Source organism: Tardiphaga sp. OK246, assembly GCF_900188215.1.
GTDB classification, from domain to species: Bacteria; Pseudomonadota; Alphaproteobacteria; order Rhizobiales; family Xanthobacteraceae; genus Tardiphaga; species Tardiphaga robiniae.
In genome coordinates, this window is the sequence record NZ_FZOX01000001.1 from 987,734 (window position 1) to 1,003,585 (window position 15,852).

Below are 15,852 nucleotides of genomic sequence, written 5' to 3' on the forward strand. Positions count from 1 at the left end.
ACTCCTCGGCAGTGCGTAAGGTCAGGCGTCGGCGCGTGCTTTGAACAGTGAAGCGAGTTGGGCCACCGGCGGGATATCTCCACGCCGCTTGCGAACCGCTTCGAATGCGAGGTCAGCGGCGTCCAGCGCCACGTCGATATCCGCCGCAGTATGAGCGGCCGATACGAACATGTTGTGATAGGGGTGGAAGTAGGCACCGCGCTTGAGGCATTCGACGACCCACGCATAACCAATGCGGAAATCCGGATCGTCCTCGAACAGGATTTGCGGCATCTGTACAGGGCCGGTCTGCCGCAGCGAGAACTGGTGCGCACGCGCGCGCGCCGCCAGCCCGTCGCGCAGCTGCTGGCCGGTGGCAATCATCCGCTCGAGATAGTCCGTCTGGCTGATCCGCCGCAATGTCGCGATGCCCGCAGCCATCGGTACGGCGGAGAACCAGAACGAGCCGGTAACGAAAATCTTGCCCGCGGCGGCCCGCACATGTTCAGAGCCCAGCAATGCCGAAATCGGATAGCCATTGGCGAAACACTTGCCCCAGCAGCTCAGATCGGGCGCGATACCCAGTCGCGACCAGCTGCAGTCGCGCGCCAGCCGGAAGCCCGCGCGGACGTCGTCGACCACCAGCAAGGCGCCGCTCTCGTCGCACAGTTGGCGCGCGGTCTGCGCGTATTCGAGATCGGGATCGTGCTGATCGGCGAACACCTCGTGCCGGAACGGCGTGGCGAACACCGCCGCGATCTGGCCATCGTGCTTGCGGAATGCGTCGGTCAGGCTCTGCGCATCGTTGTACTTGTAATAGACCACATGGGCGCGCTCCTCCGGCAGCGTACCGGTGCTGCGCGTGGCCGGCACGCACCATGGCGCCGCGCCGTGATAGGCTCCCTCGGCGGCCAGAATGATGCGCCGGCCGGTATGCGCCCGCGCCACCACCATCGCCATCGTGGTGGCGTCGGTGCCGTTCTTGCAGAACATCGCCCAGCTCGCATGCGACACGGTGGCGACGAACTGCTCGGCAAGCTCAACCATCACCTCGCCCGGCCCGTTGAGCGCATCACCGAGCGCCTGCTGCCTTTGCGCAGCCGCATCGATGTCGGAATCGCAATAGCCCAGCAGGCTGGGGCCGAATGCGCTCATGAAGTCGACATACTCGTTATTGTCGGCATCCCAGATCCGGCAGCCTTTGCCGCGGGCGAAGAATTGCGGGAATTCGCTCGGCAACAGCGCGGTCGACATGTGGCCATACATGCCGCCGGGGATGACCTGCGCGGCCCGTTCGCGGAGCGCTGCGTTCTTGGCGTTCGTCCACATCGCGATGTTTCCCCAGACCGGCCGGCGCGTTGGCGCACATAGCGTACTCGATATAAACTGATAGAAAATTCGACTTACGGCAAGAGTGAAGAAATAGCCGACGTGCTTTGATTTCACACACCGCACTGCACAAGCAAGATGCAGCGCATATGTGCATCCGACACCATGCAAGCGCGGTGCCATAGCCCATCAAATCCGATAATTAATTCGATTAGGAGATCAGACCGGCGCAGGCGCGGGCGGGATTATTTCCGGCAGGAAGCAGCGCAGATAACAGACCGACGCGCGGATCGACTCGTCGACGAACGCATCCGTGATGCGCCCATGGATGCTGTAGGACAGCGCCCAGATGCCATCCGACATGGCCAGCACGGTGGCCATCCGGTTCTCAAGCTCCGGAATGCGCGGCATGTCGAAATAGATGCTGAATTCTTCAGCTCGCCTGCGACTGATACGGGCGTTGCCTTCCATATCGATGTTGCGGACCTGAACGCTCACCCCCGCCCCCATGAACAGACGGAGCGCGGCCGGCCGGCCGTTGAGATACGATGTCGCACGCCGCTGCGTGTGCGCCAGGTGTTCCTGCCAGCTTGTCGGTGCGGGATCCTGTCGCTGCTGTGCCCGCGCGCGCAACTCGGCATGAAAGCGCTGGGCGAGCGCGACAAAGGCGGCGTTGCGATTGGGAAAGAAATGATAGACCGACGCCAGCGGAACGCCGGCGATATCAGCGATCTGCGCCAGACTGACATCTTCGTTGGCGGTATCGGCCAGCAAGCTTTCGGTCGCATCCAGCAGCGTGTCGAACCGCTCCTGCGCGTGCTTGCGGACGGGCTTGCGCGCTCCGCTGAGCGGCCGGGAGGTAAAAGACGGATTCATCTGACGCGGTACCGCCGATCTTGCAGCTGGTTGTACGTCGAGATGATTATCGCGTCGTAGCGGGAGTGGCAATGAGCCAGCGACGGCGCTGAGACCAATCCCCGCTTACTGTCCTGGCCTTCAAACGCGCCTCTATCAAAGCACTGTAAAAGGAGTCGCTCGGTTCGCGAATTGACCTTCTCTTGATTCATCGCGCTCAGTACTGCAATTCGCCAGCCCGCATCTGCTGGCAGGTGTTTACCCATCTCAGGGGCAAATCTTCTGCTGCAGGCGTCTGGCCTGTATTCTCCATTCACAATCCTCGCGCCACGCCGTCTAAGTCGGCGCTGGTCCAAAAGATAGCGAACATTAGAGTCTGTCAGCCGTTCGCGCGCAGGCTTGCGTTTCCTCCCATGAGCAAGAAGAGAGCTAAGTGCCACATGTTTCCACGGCCGGTGCTTCGAAGTTTGCACTGGACGACCAAGCGATAATTATCGAAAGCCATTGTTTCAGACAACGCTCCCAGCTCGTCTTCAAGGTCTGCCTCCAGATATTCCTCCGTTGTCGGCTCAAGAATAATCTCCGGCGCGACTTTCTCGGGCCAAGACAAGATCGAGCGCCATGAGAATGAAGACATCGAGCTGATACTGGTAGCCTTCGAGCGACGCTCCTCCCCTGGAGGCGGTGAACGTGCTCGCATCGGGAGGGGGATGATCACTCAGGAGTGTCGCCGTCTTGGCCAAAGGCGGTGCTGTACAATGCCTCGATTGAAGATATCTCTTCCGCCGTCAGCGCAGCAAACTCATTTTCAATCGCACGCTTAGATAGCCGCCCACCGTTTTGACGCAGAAAACCGAGTAAGTTATTGAGCGTGCGTTCGGGCATATCGACCAGGCCTTCAACGCCCGTCCTGAACTTGTCAAAATTCTGCAAATACTGCGTCTCGTTGGGCAGATCGTGCTCAATGGTCTGCCGGACGCAAGAGTACAAGAATTCTGCATGCGGCGTTGCGTCGAAGAAGCGGTAGAAATCTCCAGTGTCGTTGAGAACCTTGACGTTGCCATTTTGGGTGGCCTCCCACTTGACGAGAGGAAGCAATCGGCTGGAGTAGCTCTCAAGCACGTTCTGATATTCATCGATCTTATCGAGGATTGCTGCCGAGACCGGGAAATGCACGCCAGCAGGATTGAACCCGCGCCGTGCCAGCACGTGGTGCATCAGATAGCGGTGAATACGTCCATTTCCATCTTCGAAAGGATGAATATACACAAAGCCGAACGCAAGGATGGAAGCTGCAATGACGGGATCGATGTCATTTGCAGCTGCATGGTCGAATTCGATCAGTCCCTTGATGAGAAAATCCAGGTCCTCATGCCGTGCGCTTATGTGATCCGGAATAGGCCGCTGTGTATCGCGGTCATGTTCTCCTACGAAGCCCCCCTGGCCGCGGTAACCCAGTTTCACAAAACGCTCGTCGCCGATGACGATGCGCTGCAGGCGCAGCAGTTCCTGATCGTCGAGCTGGGTTCGCCCGGCTTCGCCGATAGCCCGCCCCCAACGCTGAATGCGATCCTGCGGCGGCATTTCGCCTTCAATGACGTAGCTCGATTTTGAGTCCTTCAGGAGAAGGAAGGCGGCAGTGCGCGCAAGCAAGTCTTTTGGCACCTCACTGACGACAACGCGGGCGCGCTCCTCCAGGTCGAGCGCTATAAATTCCTCAAGCGCTGCCGTCTTAAAGACCATCGGGCAAAAATCGCGAGTTCCCGGCATGTTATTGCGCACGCGGTGCCTTGCAGAATTCTGACCCGGCCCTGCAAATTGCATGTCGGTATCGACTGCATCGACGTATGTGACCTTGTCTTCGATGGAAACTTTGAGTTCGTTGCCGAGCAGCCATTCATACAAGAACCAGACGCGCCTCGTGTAGACTCCGGTCGGCTTTTGCCGGACCAGTTCTGCGATGTCGCCCGGCTTTACGGCGAGGAAGAGCCGCTTCAGGACGGCGAGGTCGAGACCTTCATTCTTAAGGGCAAAGGTCAGGTGACCTTCGAGACTGGCTTCCGGCGCGTGGCGCGGCGTGTAAATGCGCCAACCTGAATCGTTGATAATACGGTGTTTTGTGCCAATCGCGCTAAGTGTGCGCGGGACTGGTGCCTCAAGGGCGTAAGCATTGATCAGGGCGGCATATCCCGCAGGGGTCGCCGTCTCCGGCAACCTTCTGTCGTGAAAAACACTCACTGGCCCTGAAAAACCCTTGCTCACGTTAAAATCCCTGAAAAACTCTCACGCCCCCCTGAAAAACCCTCACTCCGAAGCCGATTTGTTCAAAAGCCAACGTAATTCATGAAAAATCTTCACGCAAGTTAAAAATTATGAAAAATGATCACTTCGGCTGCACGGATTTTAGGGCTGATCCTGCGGCCCCAAGGCCGATCTTGCTTTTGAGTGCTGCCGAGCTTTTCCTTTCGCTCTTTCCATTCTTTGGCCTCGCGGGTCATTCCGGCAGCTTTCACGTCGTTTGGCAGGCTGATGTCCAGCTCACTGACCTCGATGCCTCCAGCACCGTTTCCGCTCTAGTTCGCGAGCCGCTTCAAGCTCGCGAACCTGCCAGCGCACCTTGTTCTCCAAATTCCTCGGATGATCACAACGCCTGGATCAACCGCCGCCCGGAACGGTGAACTCGGATCTGCCCTGATTGCTCATCGAGCGATAGTCCCGCGGCCCAGCCCACAGTTCTCTTGTATCCGGCGAAGGACAGGCCGGGCGCGCGGCCGCGGGCGGCTGGCCGAAATTCGACATGGCGACGACCGCATCCAGAGCCACAACTGCGTGCCGGGGATGATCTGGCAGCCTGAGCGAGATCGTCGATGAAGCATTCCCGCGTCAAGCCGAAATGCGAGCCCGCCAGTCGGCGATGACCGTCCTCCGGTGCCCTCCTCACGAGGATGTCGCGATTGTTCGCCCTCCCAGCGCTCCGGCGCGGCGAAGGCAAGGATGGAAGGGCTCGCGACGGCGATGCCTAGGCAACGGCATTCCTGTTGCCGTCCAGAGCCGCTTGGAATTTGTGCGCTGTGGCCGGGCGTCTCCTTAGTGCGCGCGATCTAGCCTTTGCTGACCCAATTTTAGATAAGAGGGCATGAAAACGATTGAGGCCCAGTTACGCTGTCTTTAGGCCTGCCTATATTTTCGTCTTTCATCAACATCACCACCCAACATTATAATTTGTACATGGTAGCCCCGATGACGAGAAAAGTGGTCTCGGCCACCCAACTGGAGAAAGTGATAAATTCTCGGCTGTCCAGCACGGGCATTCTTGTATCGGTGAGCAGAGATCCAGATCTTGGATGGACAGCTGAACCTATCATTGCTCCAAGAGCAGCAGCGCATCCCCAAATCGAAGTTGACCGGATCGTCCATGACTTGCGAAAGCTGTACTCATTGAAGTGAACTGCTCGTGTTCAGTGTGTTTGAACCGATTCTGCTATCGGGCGAGATCGGTCCAGAAAGACTCGTATACAAAGCGCGGTTTACAGCCCAACGGAAAGGTGAAGTTTTCAAGGCACATCTAAATTCATTTGCGGCTAAGGTAACGCCAGACAGAGCGCGGCATGGGCTTACATAATGTTATTTTGGATCTGACGCCCCGCCGATTTCGTTGAGGAGTGCCATTTCGAGCAGCTTCACGGTCATCGGATTGCCGACCAATCGGGCGATCGGTATGAGGGCCATCAGTCCATCGACGAGTTCGTCGTGATCCTTTGGGGGCTCCGGATTTGATTCTCCTGCCACCTAAGCGCTCTTCCGTATCATCGGAACGCGAATGTCCTCCATGACCGAATGAGTCACGCCCGTGCGGGCACGTATGTTGTTGAGGGCTGAATCACTCGTGTCGAACATGACCGCGATCGTCGCATCGCCGTCGATCTGATAAATAGAACCCAAGGGGTTCAACTGATACCCCATCTTCTGGACGAGCGGTATGCGGAGCGCCCGGACAACCGCGGTCACATTGAGGATATGGCGGGCAAGGCAGAACTCCTGAACTCCGATGAGAAGCTCGTGATAGGTTTCGCCACCGCGCCGTCCGGGCTTGATGGCTAACCGGGTCATCTCGATGACCTGGGCCGAGCTTGGCACGGGTCCATCGACCAGATAGGCGAACTGTTCGCTGAGCATGTGTGGCAGCGTTGTCGGATATAGCCTGAGGCAACCAATAACGTCATGCTGATCATCGAGCGAGACGAGATAGATGGCATGGTGATCGTCGTACTGGTCCTGCTCGTAGATGCCGTCTTTATCAAATTCTTGCCATCCCCGTTCCTTCACGAAACAGGCGTGTCTTAGCTTGAAGACTTGATCGAGCGTAGGAGCGAACATTGCGCTGTTCGATTGGTCGATGACCCTGATCATGCTGTCTCCTGCCGTGAACCCACGGCGGAGTGTCACGACAGGAGGCGGTCACAGAATCGCTCAGGAGAGGGATTGACTAAGGATGGATCTCGCCGCGCCGGATCGATTCGACGACGGCCTGGGTCTTGGAACAGACACCCAGCTTTGAAAGCACCGAGGAAATGTGTGACTTAACGGTTTGCTCAGAGATATGAAGGATCTCGCCCGTGTCCCAAGCCGATTTTCCGGCGGCCGCCCATCTCATCACTTCGCGTTCCCGGGGCGTCAACGTGAATGTCCGAGATTCAGACTTGAGTTTGAGGTTCGTCTTGTAGAGATAGAGGGCCATCATTTCGACGGCCCGGCGACCTTCCTTGCTCTCATCGACGGCGTGACCGGCAAGAGATACGGTCGCCTGATAACCGCTGGTGCCTTGGATAGGGACGCACAAGCCGCTCCGCAGGCCGTGCTCGACCGCGGAAATCTCAAGAACCCGACCGCCTCTTTGATCGATGACCGGAGCTTCATGCCATCCAAAAGCATTGAAGCTCTTCCGGGCATAGTTCGCGACAGGATCAACTAGGATCAAGTTCTCGCGGTGATACTGTAACCGCCAAGCGCGCGGCCAATGATCCAGGATAAACATCTTGTCGAAGGCGGTCGGCTGGATACGGGAAGAAACAACCATAAAGGAGTCGTAGCCGAATTGCCGGACGGCCGCCGCAAAGGTATCGCGCAGAGACACCTCAGTTTTGGCTTTGTCCAGAAGTTCGAACGCAGAGAATATAGCGTCGAAACGTCCCACGTGAGCCTGTGCCTAACCAAACGGAATACAAGTAACTGATTGGCTCATTGTAGCGGATCGACTTGAACATTGTGTCGCAGCCATGCTCATATCCACTTCTTTTAAGTCCATCTGGCGGGGCCACAATGCAACCAAGGCATGCCAATGAAGTCGATGTCCATATTGGGAAGCGCCTCAGGATGCGCCGCCTGATGATGAACATGAGCCAGGAAGCGCTCGCAAATGAAATCGGGCTGACGTTTCAGCAGGTGCAAAAATACGAAAAAGGCGCGAACCGGATCAGTGCCGGCCGCATGCAGCAGATCGCCGCTATCCTGAAAGTACCGGTTACCTTTCTGTATGATGGACTTCAAAATAGGGGCGGCGCTGTTTCCGAAGTTGGGATCAACGTTATCGAGCAGTTCCTGTCCACCAAGGACGGGCTGGCTCTCATTACAGCGTTTTCGCAAGTCGAGGACAGGAAGCTCCGCCAGAGTATCGTGGACTTGGTGAAGACCATCGTGGCAGAGCATAAGCCAAAGAAAAAGCCCAAGTGACCTAGCACGGACTCGAACCTGCCATGACTATGCGGAAGGTATGATGGCTTACCAGTGATGCCAGCAGCGCATCACGTGACGCGATTCCAATAACTTCTCGCCCCATGACGGGCGGCAGTTATATTCGGCGGCCGTCAAGGTGAGCCGAGCTACGAGGAAACTTCATGCGAAATCCCGCGCGCGATCCGGACGTCGCCGACACGGCACCGGTATCCGCCGAGTTCGCTGGCTATGATGAGCAGCACCTAATCACCTACCTTCGTCTGCTTGACGCCCACGCTGATGGAGCGGATTGGAAAGAGGTTGCCAAGATTGTGCTACACATTGATCCGGATGCTGAACCCGGCCGGTCACGAAGGGCATGGGAAACTCATCTGATCCGCGCACAATGGATGACGACGAACGAGCATCGTCACCTCCTTCGGGGCGGCTCAGCGCCTGACTGAAGGCGGCCAGGCGTTCAAGAAACAGGCCGGAGCCCGGCGGAATGATTTTCGAGGCCGAACCAAGCTTGCATAGGCAGACCGTCTTCGCCGAGAACGGCCTCCACATGGAACCGACGCTCCCCGATCCGGTTAGGGAAAAAGAGGGTGGATGCCACCCGCAGAGGACGTGTTCAAACGCCTGCGCCCCCGTCACACCAAGAAGGTGAACGCCTCCAAGCGTGGCGCTCAGGGTCTTCCCAGGCCGCAAGCCGAAGCCGACCTTATTGGCCTCTATGATTATCGTCGAAGCGGCGGGCACCAAGATTGCAGGCGGGTACATCGATCGGATCGAAGCGGCGTGCATGGCGCTGGCAACGTTTCCGAAGCGCGGCACACTCTGCAATGACATTCTACCCGGCCAGCACACCGTCCGATTTGAACGCCGGGCCACCATCGCCTTTCGTATGCTCAAAACGCGCGTCGAGGTCATCACGGTTGCATATGGCGGCCGGGATTTCGAGGGCGAGTTGCGATCAGCGGAAACCGATTAACGCCCTATCCAGCCCCACATCAGCCGGTGCTCTCAAACGCAAACCGCAGCCGTTTAAGCCGACTGCGGTTGTGCACGTGGACGTCGAACAGCGGATTGCTCCGGTAATTCTTCGAGGACGGCGAATAAACAACACCCCATTCTGAACGAGGCCTCAAGACGAGATTTTGTGCAGAGGATCGACGCCTGCACACATGTTTGGATGCACGCAAACATCGGCTCGGCCCGCGTATTCTCGATGCCACGAATGCCAACGATCTAACTATTTCGGAGGTGTAAGACCGCTTGCCACCCATTTCGCAGCCGGGGACTTCATAGGGTCGATTGCGTCACACTGCGGGCAGCCCATCGTTCGCTCCTATCGCGTCACCGTCGGACGCGAGTTGCTTCGCCCGCTCCTCCCGCGCCCGCGCCAAATGTGGATTGCCCGGATCAACTTGGTAGAACCAGCGCTGCATCCCGCCATGCGCAATCGTGTCGGGATCTGACGCCCAATAAACTATGCTGGGTCGGCGCGCCGACGTCTCTCCAAGGCCATTGATGGTGTTGCCAGAGATAGCGGGCTTCAACGCGCCCTGTGACGGATCTGGAGAGAACGGCCGGTACCGACTAGGCATTGCCTTGTTCCTTTGAGCTAGCTGTCTTGATCAGAAATCGACTGCTTGACCACTGACCCGTGCTAAAATGAGAATTGATTCTTCGGATCACAAGACGATCACGAGCTTCTTGGCTATTTCTCATGTTTTCCTCCGTGTCACCGGGTACGATAATGTGCCGAGATTTTGTCGTGACCGGCGAGACAAGGCCGATGCATTACAATTCTTCAAACGAGACTCCTAAGCAAACGGATTGCAGATGCTGCCGCACCTGACCAATTTTCCTCGGAATGCTACGGGCATCGAAAATGTCGCTGGTCTGAGCCCCATTGCGACGGCCACCGCAGCTTCGCGTAGCGATCAACTAACGATCCTGGGAATGATAGTGGCGACAGCCGCAGGACTCGGCCTGATATTTCAGATTGGACACTTTGCGGAACACGCGTTCCAGTTTGCCGTGTGGGTACTGGGAGACTTGTCCAACATCTGCGGTCGCAGTACGCCCTGGATGTCTCCGTGGGCAACTGATCTCGTGCAACAAATTGGCGCCGTATTTACGAGCGCCGATGCCCAAAGACGAATGATGCTCGGAATGGAAGTTCTGCACCTGATCGGCAACAGCATTTTCCTCGCGGGCCTCGCATCTCTCTATTACTGCATTCCCTCGAAATGGGTTCGCTGGGCCCTCTATATAGAAACCTTTCACCTCTATGAGCATATCTCCCTGACAGCGACAGCTTATTTCCTCGGCAAGCCGATAGGCATGAGCACGCTGTTCGGCGCCGTGAATGTAATCGGCGAACGTGAATTTGCGGTTGGCTGTCGAGTGACATGGCATTTCGTCATGAACCTGTTGCCGATGCCCTTCGCGATGGTTGGTCTGATGGAGTATCTGCGAGAGCGAAAGACGGCCGTCCCGACGTAGGCCGGTGCTCGAGAATTGCCTCTTGTTACCGGACCTTCGCTGATCCCTTCCAATGAGCGCATTTGCCGTTCGCGCGACGCGATCTGCGGCCCCCCTGCATCTCCTGCCGGCCCTAAATCTTCCCGTGATCCTATCGTGATGGATTGACCTTTCACTGGAGATAGGGTGCAATCACAATTATTGTCTATTACGAGTTGTTTTGTGGGTAAGCTTTTTGTGCGGGGGCTGCCGTGCTCAACATTTCATTGCTTGGTGGAGTTTCCATTTCGGCCAATGGCGCTATCGTAAAACCTGATATGGGCCCGGCCGGGCGGCTTTTGGCCTGCTATCTTTTCGAATTTGCCGGGCGTGTACACCGCCGAGAGCGTCTTGCAGATTTGTTCTGGGGGGAGCTTGACCCGGACAAGGCCCGCTCCGCCCTCAACACAGCGATCTGGCGCATCCGAAAGATACTTGAACTCGGATCGAAGGGGGCTGGTCAACATCTTATCACGCTGGGCGAGGATGTTATCCTGCAGCAATCGCATTCCATGGCGATCGACACCCATAGATTGGAGTGCGCCTCCCGTCGTGTCTTAAGCCATTCCCAGACCGGCCCGCTTGTCGATTCCGACATGAAGGATATCAGCGCAGCTGTCGAGGGATACGGAGGACCATTTCTGGATGGTTACGACGGCGAATGGGTGCTTCAGGAGCGCGAGCGACTTCATTGCCTCTTCGTTCGAAGCACTTTTGAACTCATGCGCGTCGCTGCCAATCAGGGCCGTTATGAGCAAGCATTGGATTTCGGTCGACGAATACTCGCGACCGATCCGTTACGCGAAAGTGTTCAACGCAGCGTTATGCTGCTGCTCGTCCTGAATGGGCAACGTGTAGAAGCAATTCGCGCTTATCAACGGCTCGTGACCCTCCTGAAGCTGGAGCTCAACATCGGCCCGATGCCGGAAACGAGGCGACTTCACAACGACATTCTTTCTGACGATTTCTTTGATCATGTTGAGCGGCACCTGCAAGCCGCATTCGGCTACACCCCACCTCAATCATCCCGGTTGTCTTAATAACAATCCGGGTTAGTGACCGTGACTTTGTCGTGATCCGCACGGCAAAGTGCTGACATGCAATCAAGATCAGAGAGCAATAGCTGGCTGGCCAATGTGGCCTAGGCTGCCTCGAATAATTGTGGGCAAGCCGATGACCCAGAGCCCTAAAGATCTCATCCAGGCTTTCAGACTGCGTTTCTGGCGCGAAGCGCCGGACCATTGGCGCGGCAGATTTTGGCACGAACAACTCGAAGTTTCTGTCTCCAACCCCGAACAAGCCTTCGAACTCATCAGGCAAACGCTCCAATGGGCGCCGAAGAACGCCGGGGTCGATATTGAAAAATCGAATGCCTCGCAAGAGGAAGAACAGGACAGCACTGGCGTCATTGAAAAACCTCGTCCTAAGCTCTTCGGAAGACTGCTTACTGCTTGGCGAAAAAGACGAGTGAAGAAGCTGTGACGACAGTTGTCGATACGGGTACGAGCACGACAACCTTCCTGAGGTCCCTGGTACCTCGTCTGCTCCGGCTGTCTGCAGATCAAGCCTCTTTTCAGGCCCGTGGATTTCCTCATTCTCCGGCTCAACGTTCGCTGGAAACAGTCGGGCGAACATTTATCGTCGGCTACAACACGGCACTTGCCGCCCCACATCTGGATAACATCATACAATATATCCGCAGCCAGCCACTGGACGAACGCGGCTTTGCCGCGGAAGGAGCGGCAATGGGCGTTGCGGTTGTCGATGCCGTTCCATTTCGCAAACCAATGCTTCCGGCATTCGTCACCGCTCTGGATTCCAAGTATACATATCTCGTCCACGTTGGCTGCGGCTGGGCAATCGCGCGCGTTCCGTGGCGACGCAAGCAGATCCTGGCATCGCTGGACAGCGTCCATCGATGGCTGGCCATGGACGGATTGGGGTTTCACGACACCTATTTCTACCACAAGCGCGTCCTAGCGGGATGGCGGCGTGAGCAGTCGGGTTACGCTGCACGCGCCTATGATCAAGGGGTAGGCCGCGCCTTGTGGTTTGTCGCGGGTGGATCGGCCGCAAGTGCAATTCGCTTGGTCTTGGGCCTCCCGAACGAAAGGCAGGGCGATTTATGGTCGGGTCTTGGCCTCGCCATGGCCTATGCCGGACCGGCTGGCCAGACCGAGGCCGCCGCTGCACTCGCGACAGCCGATCGAAACGCGGCCAGCTACGCACAGGGCGTGGCGTTTGCTTGCGAGGCGCATGCGCTGGCGCTTCACGCTCCTACACATACCGACGTGGTCGCGCGATCGATCTGGAACCTTAGTGCCTGCGAAGTTGCCGGGCTCGTAAGGCAAGCGCGAGCCGGCTTGTCGAAGGCGCCATCCGATCCACCACAGTATCAAAATTGGCGAGACAGTGTAGCCCAGGCTTTCCTGTCCGTCGGGAGAGACCGATCATGATGGGAGTCTTCCGCCTCCATGCGGCCAAGATTGCAACCACGTCCATCGTGGTCGCGCTCTATGTTCTGGCTCAACCACGTGACATCTCCGCGCAGGATCGAAAGGCCGGACTGAGCTTCAAGCGGGACTACCTGGTGACGCCCGACAATGGCAAGCGCATGCGTCAAATCCGCGAGGTACACCCTTCCGTTCGGCATATCGACGCCTGGATATCGTCGGTTGGAGCCGGTGTGGCCCTCGCAGATATCGCAGATCTCGGGCGTCCCGCGGACATTTGCCTCGTCGATCCACGCAACGACAGCATTTCGATATTGCCTGCGCCAGGCACGGAGCTTTTGCCCGAAACGGGCAAGCCGCGCTATCTCCCGTTCTTCCTGCCGACCCCGTCCGAAGGGTACGACCCTGCCACCTTGGCTCCAATGGGGTGCCTAGCAGCCGACGTCAATGAAGACGGCCGAATGGATCTCATCGTCTACTATTGGGGAAGGACTCCGATCGTTTTCCTTCGCAACGACGAGCAGGCACTGACGTCGGCCGCGTTTACACCGATAGAGATCGTGCCGGATCGCGAGATTTGGAACACGAACGCGGCAATCCTTGCTGACGTTGACGGCGACGGTCATCCGGATTTGATCTTCGGAAACTATTTTCGTGACGGCGAGCGCGTGCTCGATCCGCGAGCGACCACGCATTTCGAAATGCAGCATTCGATGTCGCGCGCCGATAACGCTGGTCGCACTCGACTCCTGCGGTGGAAGGCCTCAGACGCCCGCACGGTGAATTATGAAGACGCCAGCTACGCCTTTACCCCTGAGATGGGAAACGGCTGGACGCTAGCGTTGGCTGCGCGCGATCTCGACGGCGACCTCATCAAGATCGGGGGTAGTTCTCTGGCGCCGCATCGCCACCTGCCGGAAATCTATGTCGCCAACGATTTCGGTCCTGATCGCCTGCTCCTCAATCGCTCCAAGCCGGGAGAACCACGGTTTGAGATCGTTGAAGGCCAGCGCGGCCCCACAGACCCGCGGTCGAAGGTGCTGGGGCGCGATTCATTCAAAGGCATGGGCGTTGACTTCGGCGACGTGAAGGGCGACGGGCATGCTGCGATTGCAGTCAGCAATATCTCTTCGCCCTACGCCTTGCTGGAAAGTCATTTCCTGTTTGTTCATACCGGCGATCCGTGGAGCTGGAATCGCGGGATCGCACCGTATCGGGACGAGAGCTTTGCTCGCGGCACGTGGACCAGCAACTGGGCATGGGACATCAAATTTGCCGACATTCTCAACTCTGGCCATCCCTCCCTGCTCCAGGCAATCGGCTTCATTCGCGGCGAACGGAATCGCTGGCCCGAGTTGCAGGAACTGGCCATGGGCAACGACGAACTTCTGTCGCATCCCGCCGCATGGCCTCGCTTCTCCGCCGGCGATGAACTTTCCGGACGTGACCATGATCGTATTTTTGTGCCCGACGCCAGCGGCGTCTTCAAGGATGTGTGGCCACTGCTCGATCTAGACCGCGACACGGCCTCGCGGGGAATAGCGACCGGTGATGTATTCGGCGACGGGCGTCTTGCGGTCGTCATTGCACGCCAATGGAGCCCTTCCGTATTCCTGCGCAACACGTCGACTGGCGTCGGCCGGGCCATTGTTATCGATGCCCAGGTACAAGGCGTCGTGCCGGGAACGATAAGAGCCGCAATAGGCGCGGAAGCGCGTCTCAAATTGCCCGACGGAAGGATCGCGACATCGGTGGTCGACGGAGGTTCTGGACACGGCGGCAAGCGAGCCGCGGAGATTCATTTTGGCGTCGGTCAGGCCTTGGAAAACGAACTGTTCAAAGTTCAAATTACCTGGCGCACGAAGGACGGAGAGCAGGAGCAGATCTTCGAAGTAACTCCGGGGCGCCATCAAGTCGTTCTTGGTGAAACGGAATGCCGAACACCGCGTCACGCATTGGATAAGGAAATGAAGGGATTGTGTCGTGTCGTTCACATTGGGCAATGACCTCGGTACTGGAACGCTTAAATCTCGGACCTCAGCACCGATTGCAGACCGCTGGTATTCGGAGAAGCGTCTGGGCGGCTTGTCGCGATTTGCATTTGCGATCACCGTCCTCAATGTTCTGGGACATGCCTTTCTAGGCTTTGAGCAATCCTGGATAACTCCATTCGTATCGGTTCTGACAGCTTACGGAGTGGAATTCATCGGCGAGACGATCGAGGCGCGGGTCAACCGCCGGTCACCTCGTTATGCCGGATCGCCCGTCGATCTCGTGAAATTCCTGCTTCCCGCCCATATCAGTGGACTGGCGATAGCAATGCTGCTCTATGCGGCCGAGAACGTTTCCGCCATAGCCTTCGCTGCGGCGGCTGCAATGGCGTCAAAATACGTTTTTCGAATTGCGATCAACAACGGCCGGCCGGGACAACCTGCGCTACGCCACTTCCTCAATCCATCCAACTTTGGAATCACCGTCACCCTTTTGCTATTTCCGACCGTTGGGATCGCGCCCCCTTATCAATTCACCGAAAACACCTCGGGAATCTTTGACTGGATCCTGCCGTTGATCGTCATTTGCACCGGGAGCTATCTCAATATCAAAGCTACCGGCCGCATTCCCTTGATCGTCGCTTGGGTATCTGCGTTCGCAGCCCAGGCGATACTGCGATCGATACTTCACGGCACACCGACTATGGCCGGTCTGCTGCCGATGACCGGCTTCGCGTTTATCTTGTTCACCTTCTACATGATAACCGACCCTGCTACATCGCCGTCACGAACGAAAAGTCAGATCGGCTTCGCCGTCGCCGTCGCGTCATTCTACGCGCTCTTCATGGAGATGCATGTCGTCTTCGGGCTGTTCTACGCGCTGACGATCGTGACCGCCGCACGAGGAGCATTAATTTCGCTAATCGGTGCTCGCCAGAGATCTTTGGTGATCTCGACTCGCGGCAAACTGAGCCCTGATATGACGCCGGCAGAGTAGGCGA

General features: G+C 57.4%; 16 protein-coding genes. 10 read left to right on the plus strand and 6 right to left on the minus strand.

What is annotated here, in order from left to right; all coding sequences use genetic code 11:
• Nucleotides 1-21 precede the first annotated feature (21 nt).
• The 3 genes from CHC01_RS04830 to CHC01_RS04850 all read right to left on the minus strand — a co-directional run bounded on the left by CHC01_RS04830 (nt 22) and on the right by CHC01_RS04850 (nt 4,425).
• Nucleotides 22-1,308: an aminotransferase class III-fold pyridoxal phosphate-dependent enzyme gene (locus tag CHC01_RS04830; protein WP_089262923.1), complete on the minus strand. Its 1,287-nt coding sequence runs from the start codon at nt 1,306-1,308 to the stop codon at nt 22-24.
• Between the two features lie 219 nt (nt 1,309-1,527).
• On the minus strand, nt 1,528-2,184 hold the full coding sequence (locus tag CHC01_RS04835) for a TetR/AcrR family transcriptional regulator (RefSeq protein ID WP_089262925.1): 657 nt from the start codon (nt 2,182-2,184) through the stop codon (nt 1,528-1,530).
• A 693-nt stretch (nt 2,185-2,877) separates the two neighbouring features.
• Nucleotides 2,878-4,425, minus strand: coding sequence for a Fic family protein (locus tag CHC01_RS04850; RefSeq protein WP_244558207.1), 1,548 nt, complete (start codon nt 4,423-4,425; stop codon nt 2,878-2,880).
• Nucleotides 4,426-4,535: 110 nt separating this feature from the next.
• Here CHC01_RS04850 and CHC01_RS31830 point away from each other — a divergent pair, with 110 nt between their 5' ends.
• Nucleotides 4,536-4,841 (plus strand): hypothetical protein, encoded by a 306-nt coding sequence (locus CHC01_RS31830; RefSeq protein ID WP_141137042.1) that lies wholly within the window; start codon nt 4,536-4,538, stop codon nt 4,839-4,841.
• A gap of 946 nt (nt 4,842-5,787) precedes the next feature.
• Here CHC01_RS31830 and CHC01_RS32230 read toward each other — a convergent pair.
• The 3 genes from CHC01_RS32230 to CHC01_RS04860 form a co-directional block, all read right to left on the minus strand.
• Complete coding sequence (locus CHC01_RS32230) at nt 5,788-5,952, minus strand: hypothetical protein (protein WP_176454494.1); 165 nt, start codon at nt 5,950-5,952, stop codon at nt 5,788-5,790.
• The gene (locus CHC01_RS04855) at nt 5,953-6,573 is read right to left on the minus strand and encodes an acyl-homoserine-lactone synthase (RefSeq protein ID WP_089262933.1); all 621 of its coding nucleotides are present in this window, start codon (nt 6,571-6,573) and stop codon (nt 5,953-5,955) included.
• Between the two features lie 76 nt (nt 6,574-6,649).
• Nucleotides 6,650-7,357, minus strand: coding sequence for a helix-turn-helix transcriptional regulator (locus CHC01_RS04860; protein ID WP_089262935.1), 708 nt, complete (start codon nt 7,355-7,357; stop codon nt 6,650-6,652).
• Between the two features lie 125 nt (nt 7,358-7,482).
• On the opposite strand from CHC01_RS04860, the gene CHC01_RS04865 reads away from it, so the two are divergent.
• From CHC01_RS04865 to CHC01_RS04900, 9 genes are all read left to right on the plus strand, one after another.
• Nucleotides 7,483-7,893 (plus strand): helix-turn-helix domain-containing protein, encoded by a 411-nt coding sequence (locus CHC01_RS04865; protein ID WP_089262937.1) that lies wholly within the window; start codon nt 7,483-7,485, stop codon nt 7,891-7,893.
• Nucleotides 7,894-8,057: 164 nt separating this feature from the next.
• Nucleotides 8,058-8,339: a DNA -binding domain-containing protein gene (locus tag CHC01_RS04870; protein WP_089262939.1), complete on the plus strand. Its 282-nt coding sequence runs from the start codon at nt 8,058-8,060 to the stop codon at nt 8,337-8,339.
• 218 nt (nt 8,340-8,557) lie between these two features.
• On the plus strand, nt 8,558-8,869 hold the full coding sequence (locus tag CHC01_RS04875) for a type II toxin-antitoxin system RelE/ParE family toxin (RefSeq protein ID WP_244558209.1): 312 nt from the start codon (nt 8,558-8,560) through the stop codon (nt 8,867-8,869).
• Nucleotides 8,870-9,723: 854 nt separating this feature from the next.
• Entirely contained in the window at nt 9,724-10,389 is a 666-nt protein-coding gene (locus tag CHC01_RS04880; RefSeq protein WP_089262941.1) for a DUF6008 family protein, read from the plus strand.
• Nucleotides 10,390-10,619: 230 nt separating this feature from the next.
• A complete protein-coding gene (locus tag CHC01_RS04885) occupies nt 10,620-11,447 on the plus strand; it encodes an AfsR/SARP family transcriptional regulator (protein WP_141137043.1) in 828 nt (275 codons plus the stop codon).
• 133 nt (nt 11,448-11,580) lie between these two features.
• A complete protein-coding gene (locus tag CHC01_RS31835) occupies nt 11,581-11,889 on the plus strand; it encodes a hypothetical protein (protein ID WP_141137044.1) in 309 nt (102 codons plus the stop codon).
• A complete protein-coding gene (locus CHC01_RS04890; RefSeq protein ID WP_089262945.1) occupies nt 11,859-12,863 on the plus strand; it encodes a DUF1702 family protein in 1,005 nt (334 codons plus the stop codon). Before CHC01_RS31835 ends, CHC01_RS04890 begins: the two co-directional genes overlap by 31 nt.
• Nucleotides 12,860-14,866 (plus strand): CRTAC1 family protein, encoded by a 2,007-nt coding sequence (locus tag CHC01_RS04895; RefSeq protein ID WP_089262946.1) that lies wholly within the window; start codon nt 12,860-12,862, stop codon nt 14,864-14,866. The genes CHC01_RS04890 and CHC01_RS04895 overlap by 4 nt, the downstream gene beginning before the upstream one ends.
• Nucleotides 14,844-15,848 (plus strand): enediyne biosynthesis protein UnbU, encoded by a 1,005-nt coding sequence (locus CHC01_RS04900; protein WP_176454496.1) that lies wholly within the window; start codon nt 14,844-14,846, stop codon nt 15,846-15,848. Before CHC01_RS04895 ends, CHC01_RS04900 begins: the two co-directional genes overlap by 23 nt.
• Nucleotides 15,849-15,852: the final 4 nt, after the last annotated feature.

Excerpts from the sequence above, each read along its gene's own strand:
- CHC01_RS04880 (WP_089262941.1), top strand. The coding sequence starts at position 9,724 with ATGCTGCCGCACCTGACCAATTTTCCTCGGAATGCTACGGGCATCGAA.
- CHC01_RS04870 (WP_089262939.1), top strand. The coding sequence starts at position 8,058 with ATGCGAAATCCCGCGCGCGATCCGGACGTCGCCGACACGGCACCGGTA.
- CHC01_RS04865 (WP_089262937.1), top strand. The coding sequence starts at position 7,483 with ATGCAACCAAGGCATGCCAATGAAGTCGATGTCCATATTGGGAAGCGC.
- CHC01_RS04835 (WP_089262925.1), bottom strand. The coding sequence starts at position 2,184 with ATGAATCCGTCTTTTACCTCCCGGCCGCTCAGCGGAGCGCGCAAGCCC.
- CHC01_RS04895 (WP_089262946.1), top strand. The coding sequence starts at position 12,860 with ATGATGGGAGTCTTCCGCCTCCATGCGGCCAAGATTGCAACCACGTCC.
- CHC01_RS04830 (WP_089262923.1), bottom strand. The coding sequence starts at position 1,308 with ATGTGGACGAACGCCAAGAACGCAGCGCTCCGCGAACGGGCCGCGCAG.
- CHC01_RS04855 (WP_089262933.1), bottom strand. The coding sequence starts at position 6,573 with ATGATCAGGGTCATCGACCAATCGAACAGCGCAATGTTCGCTCCTACG.
- CHC01_RS31835 (WP_141137044.1), top strand. The coding sequence starts at position 11,581 with ATGACCCAGAGCCCTAAAGATCTCATCCAGGCTTTCAGACTGCGTTTC.
- CHC01_RS31830 (WP_141137042.1), top strand. The coding sequence starts at position 4,536 with ATGAAAAATGATCACTTCGGCTGCACGGATTTTAGGGCTGATCCTGCG.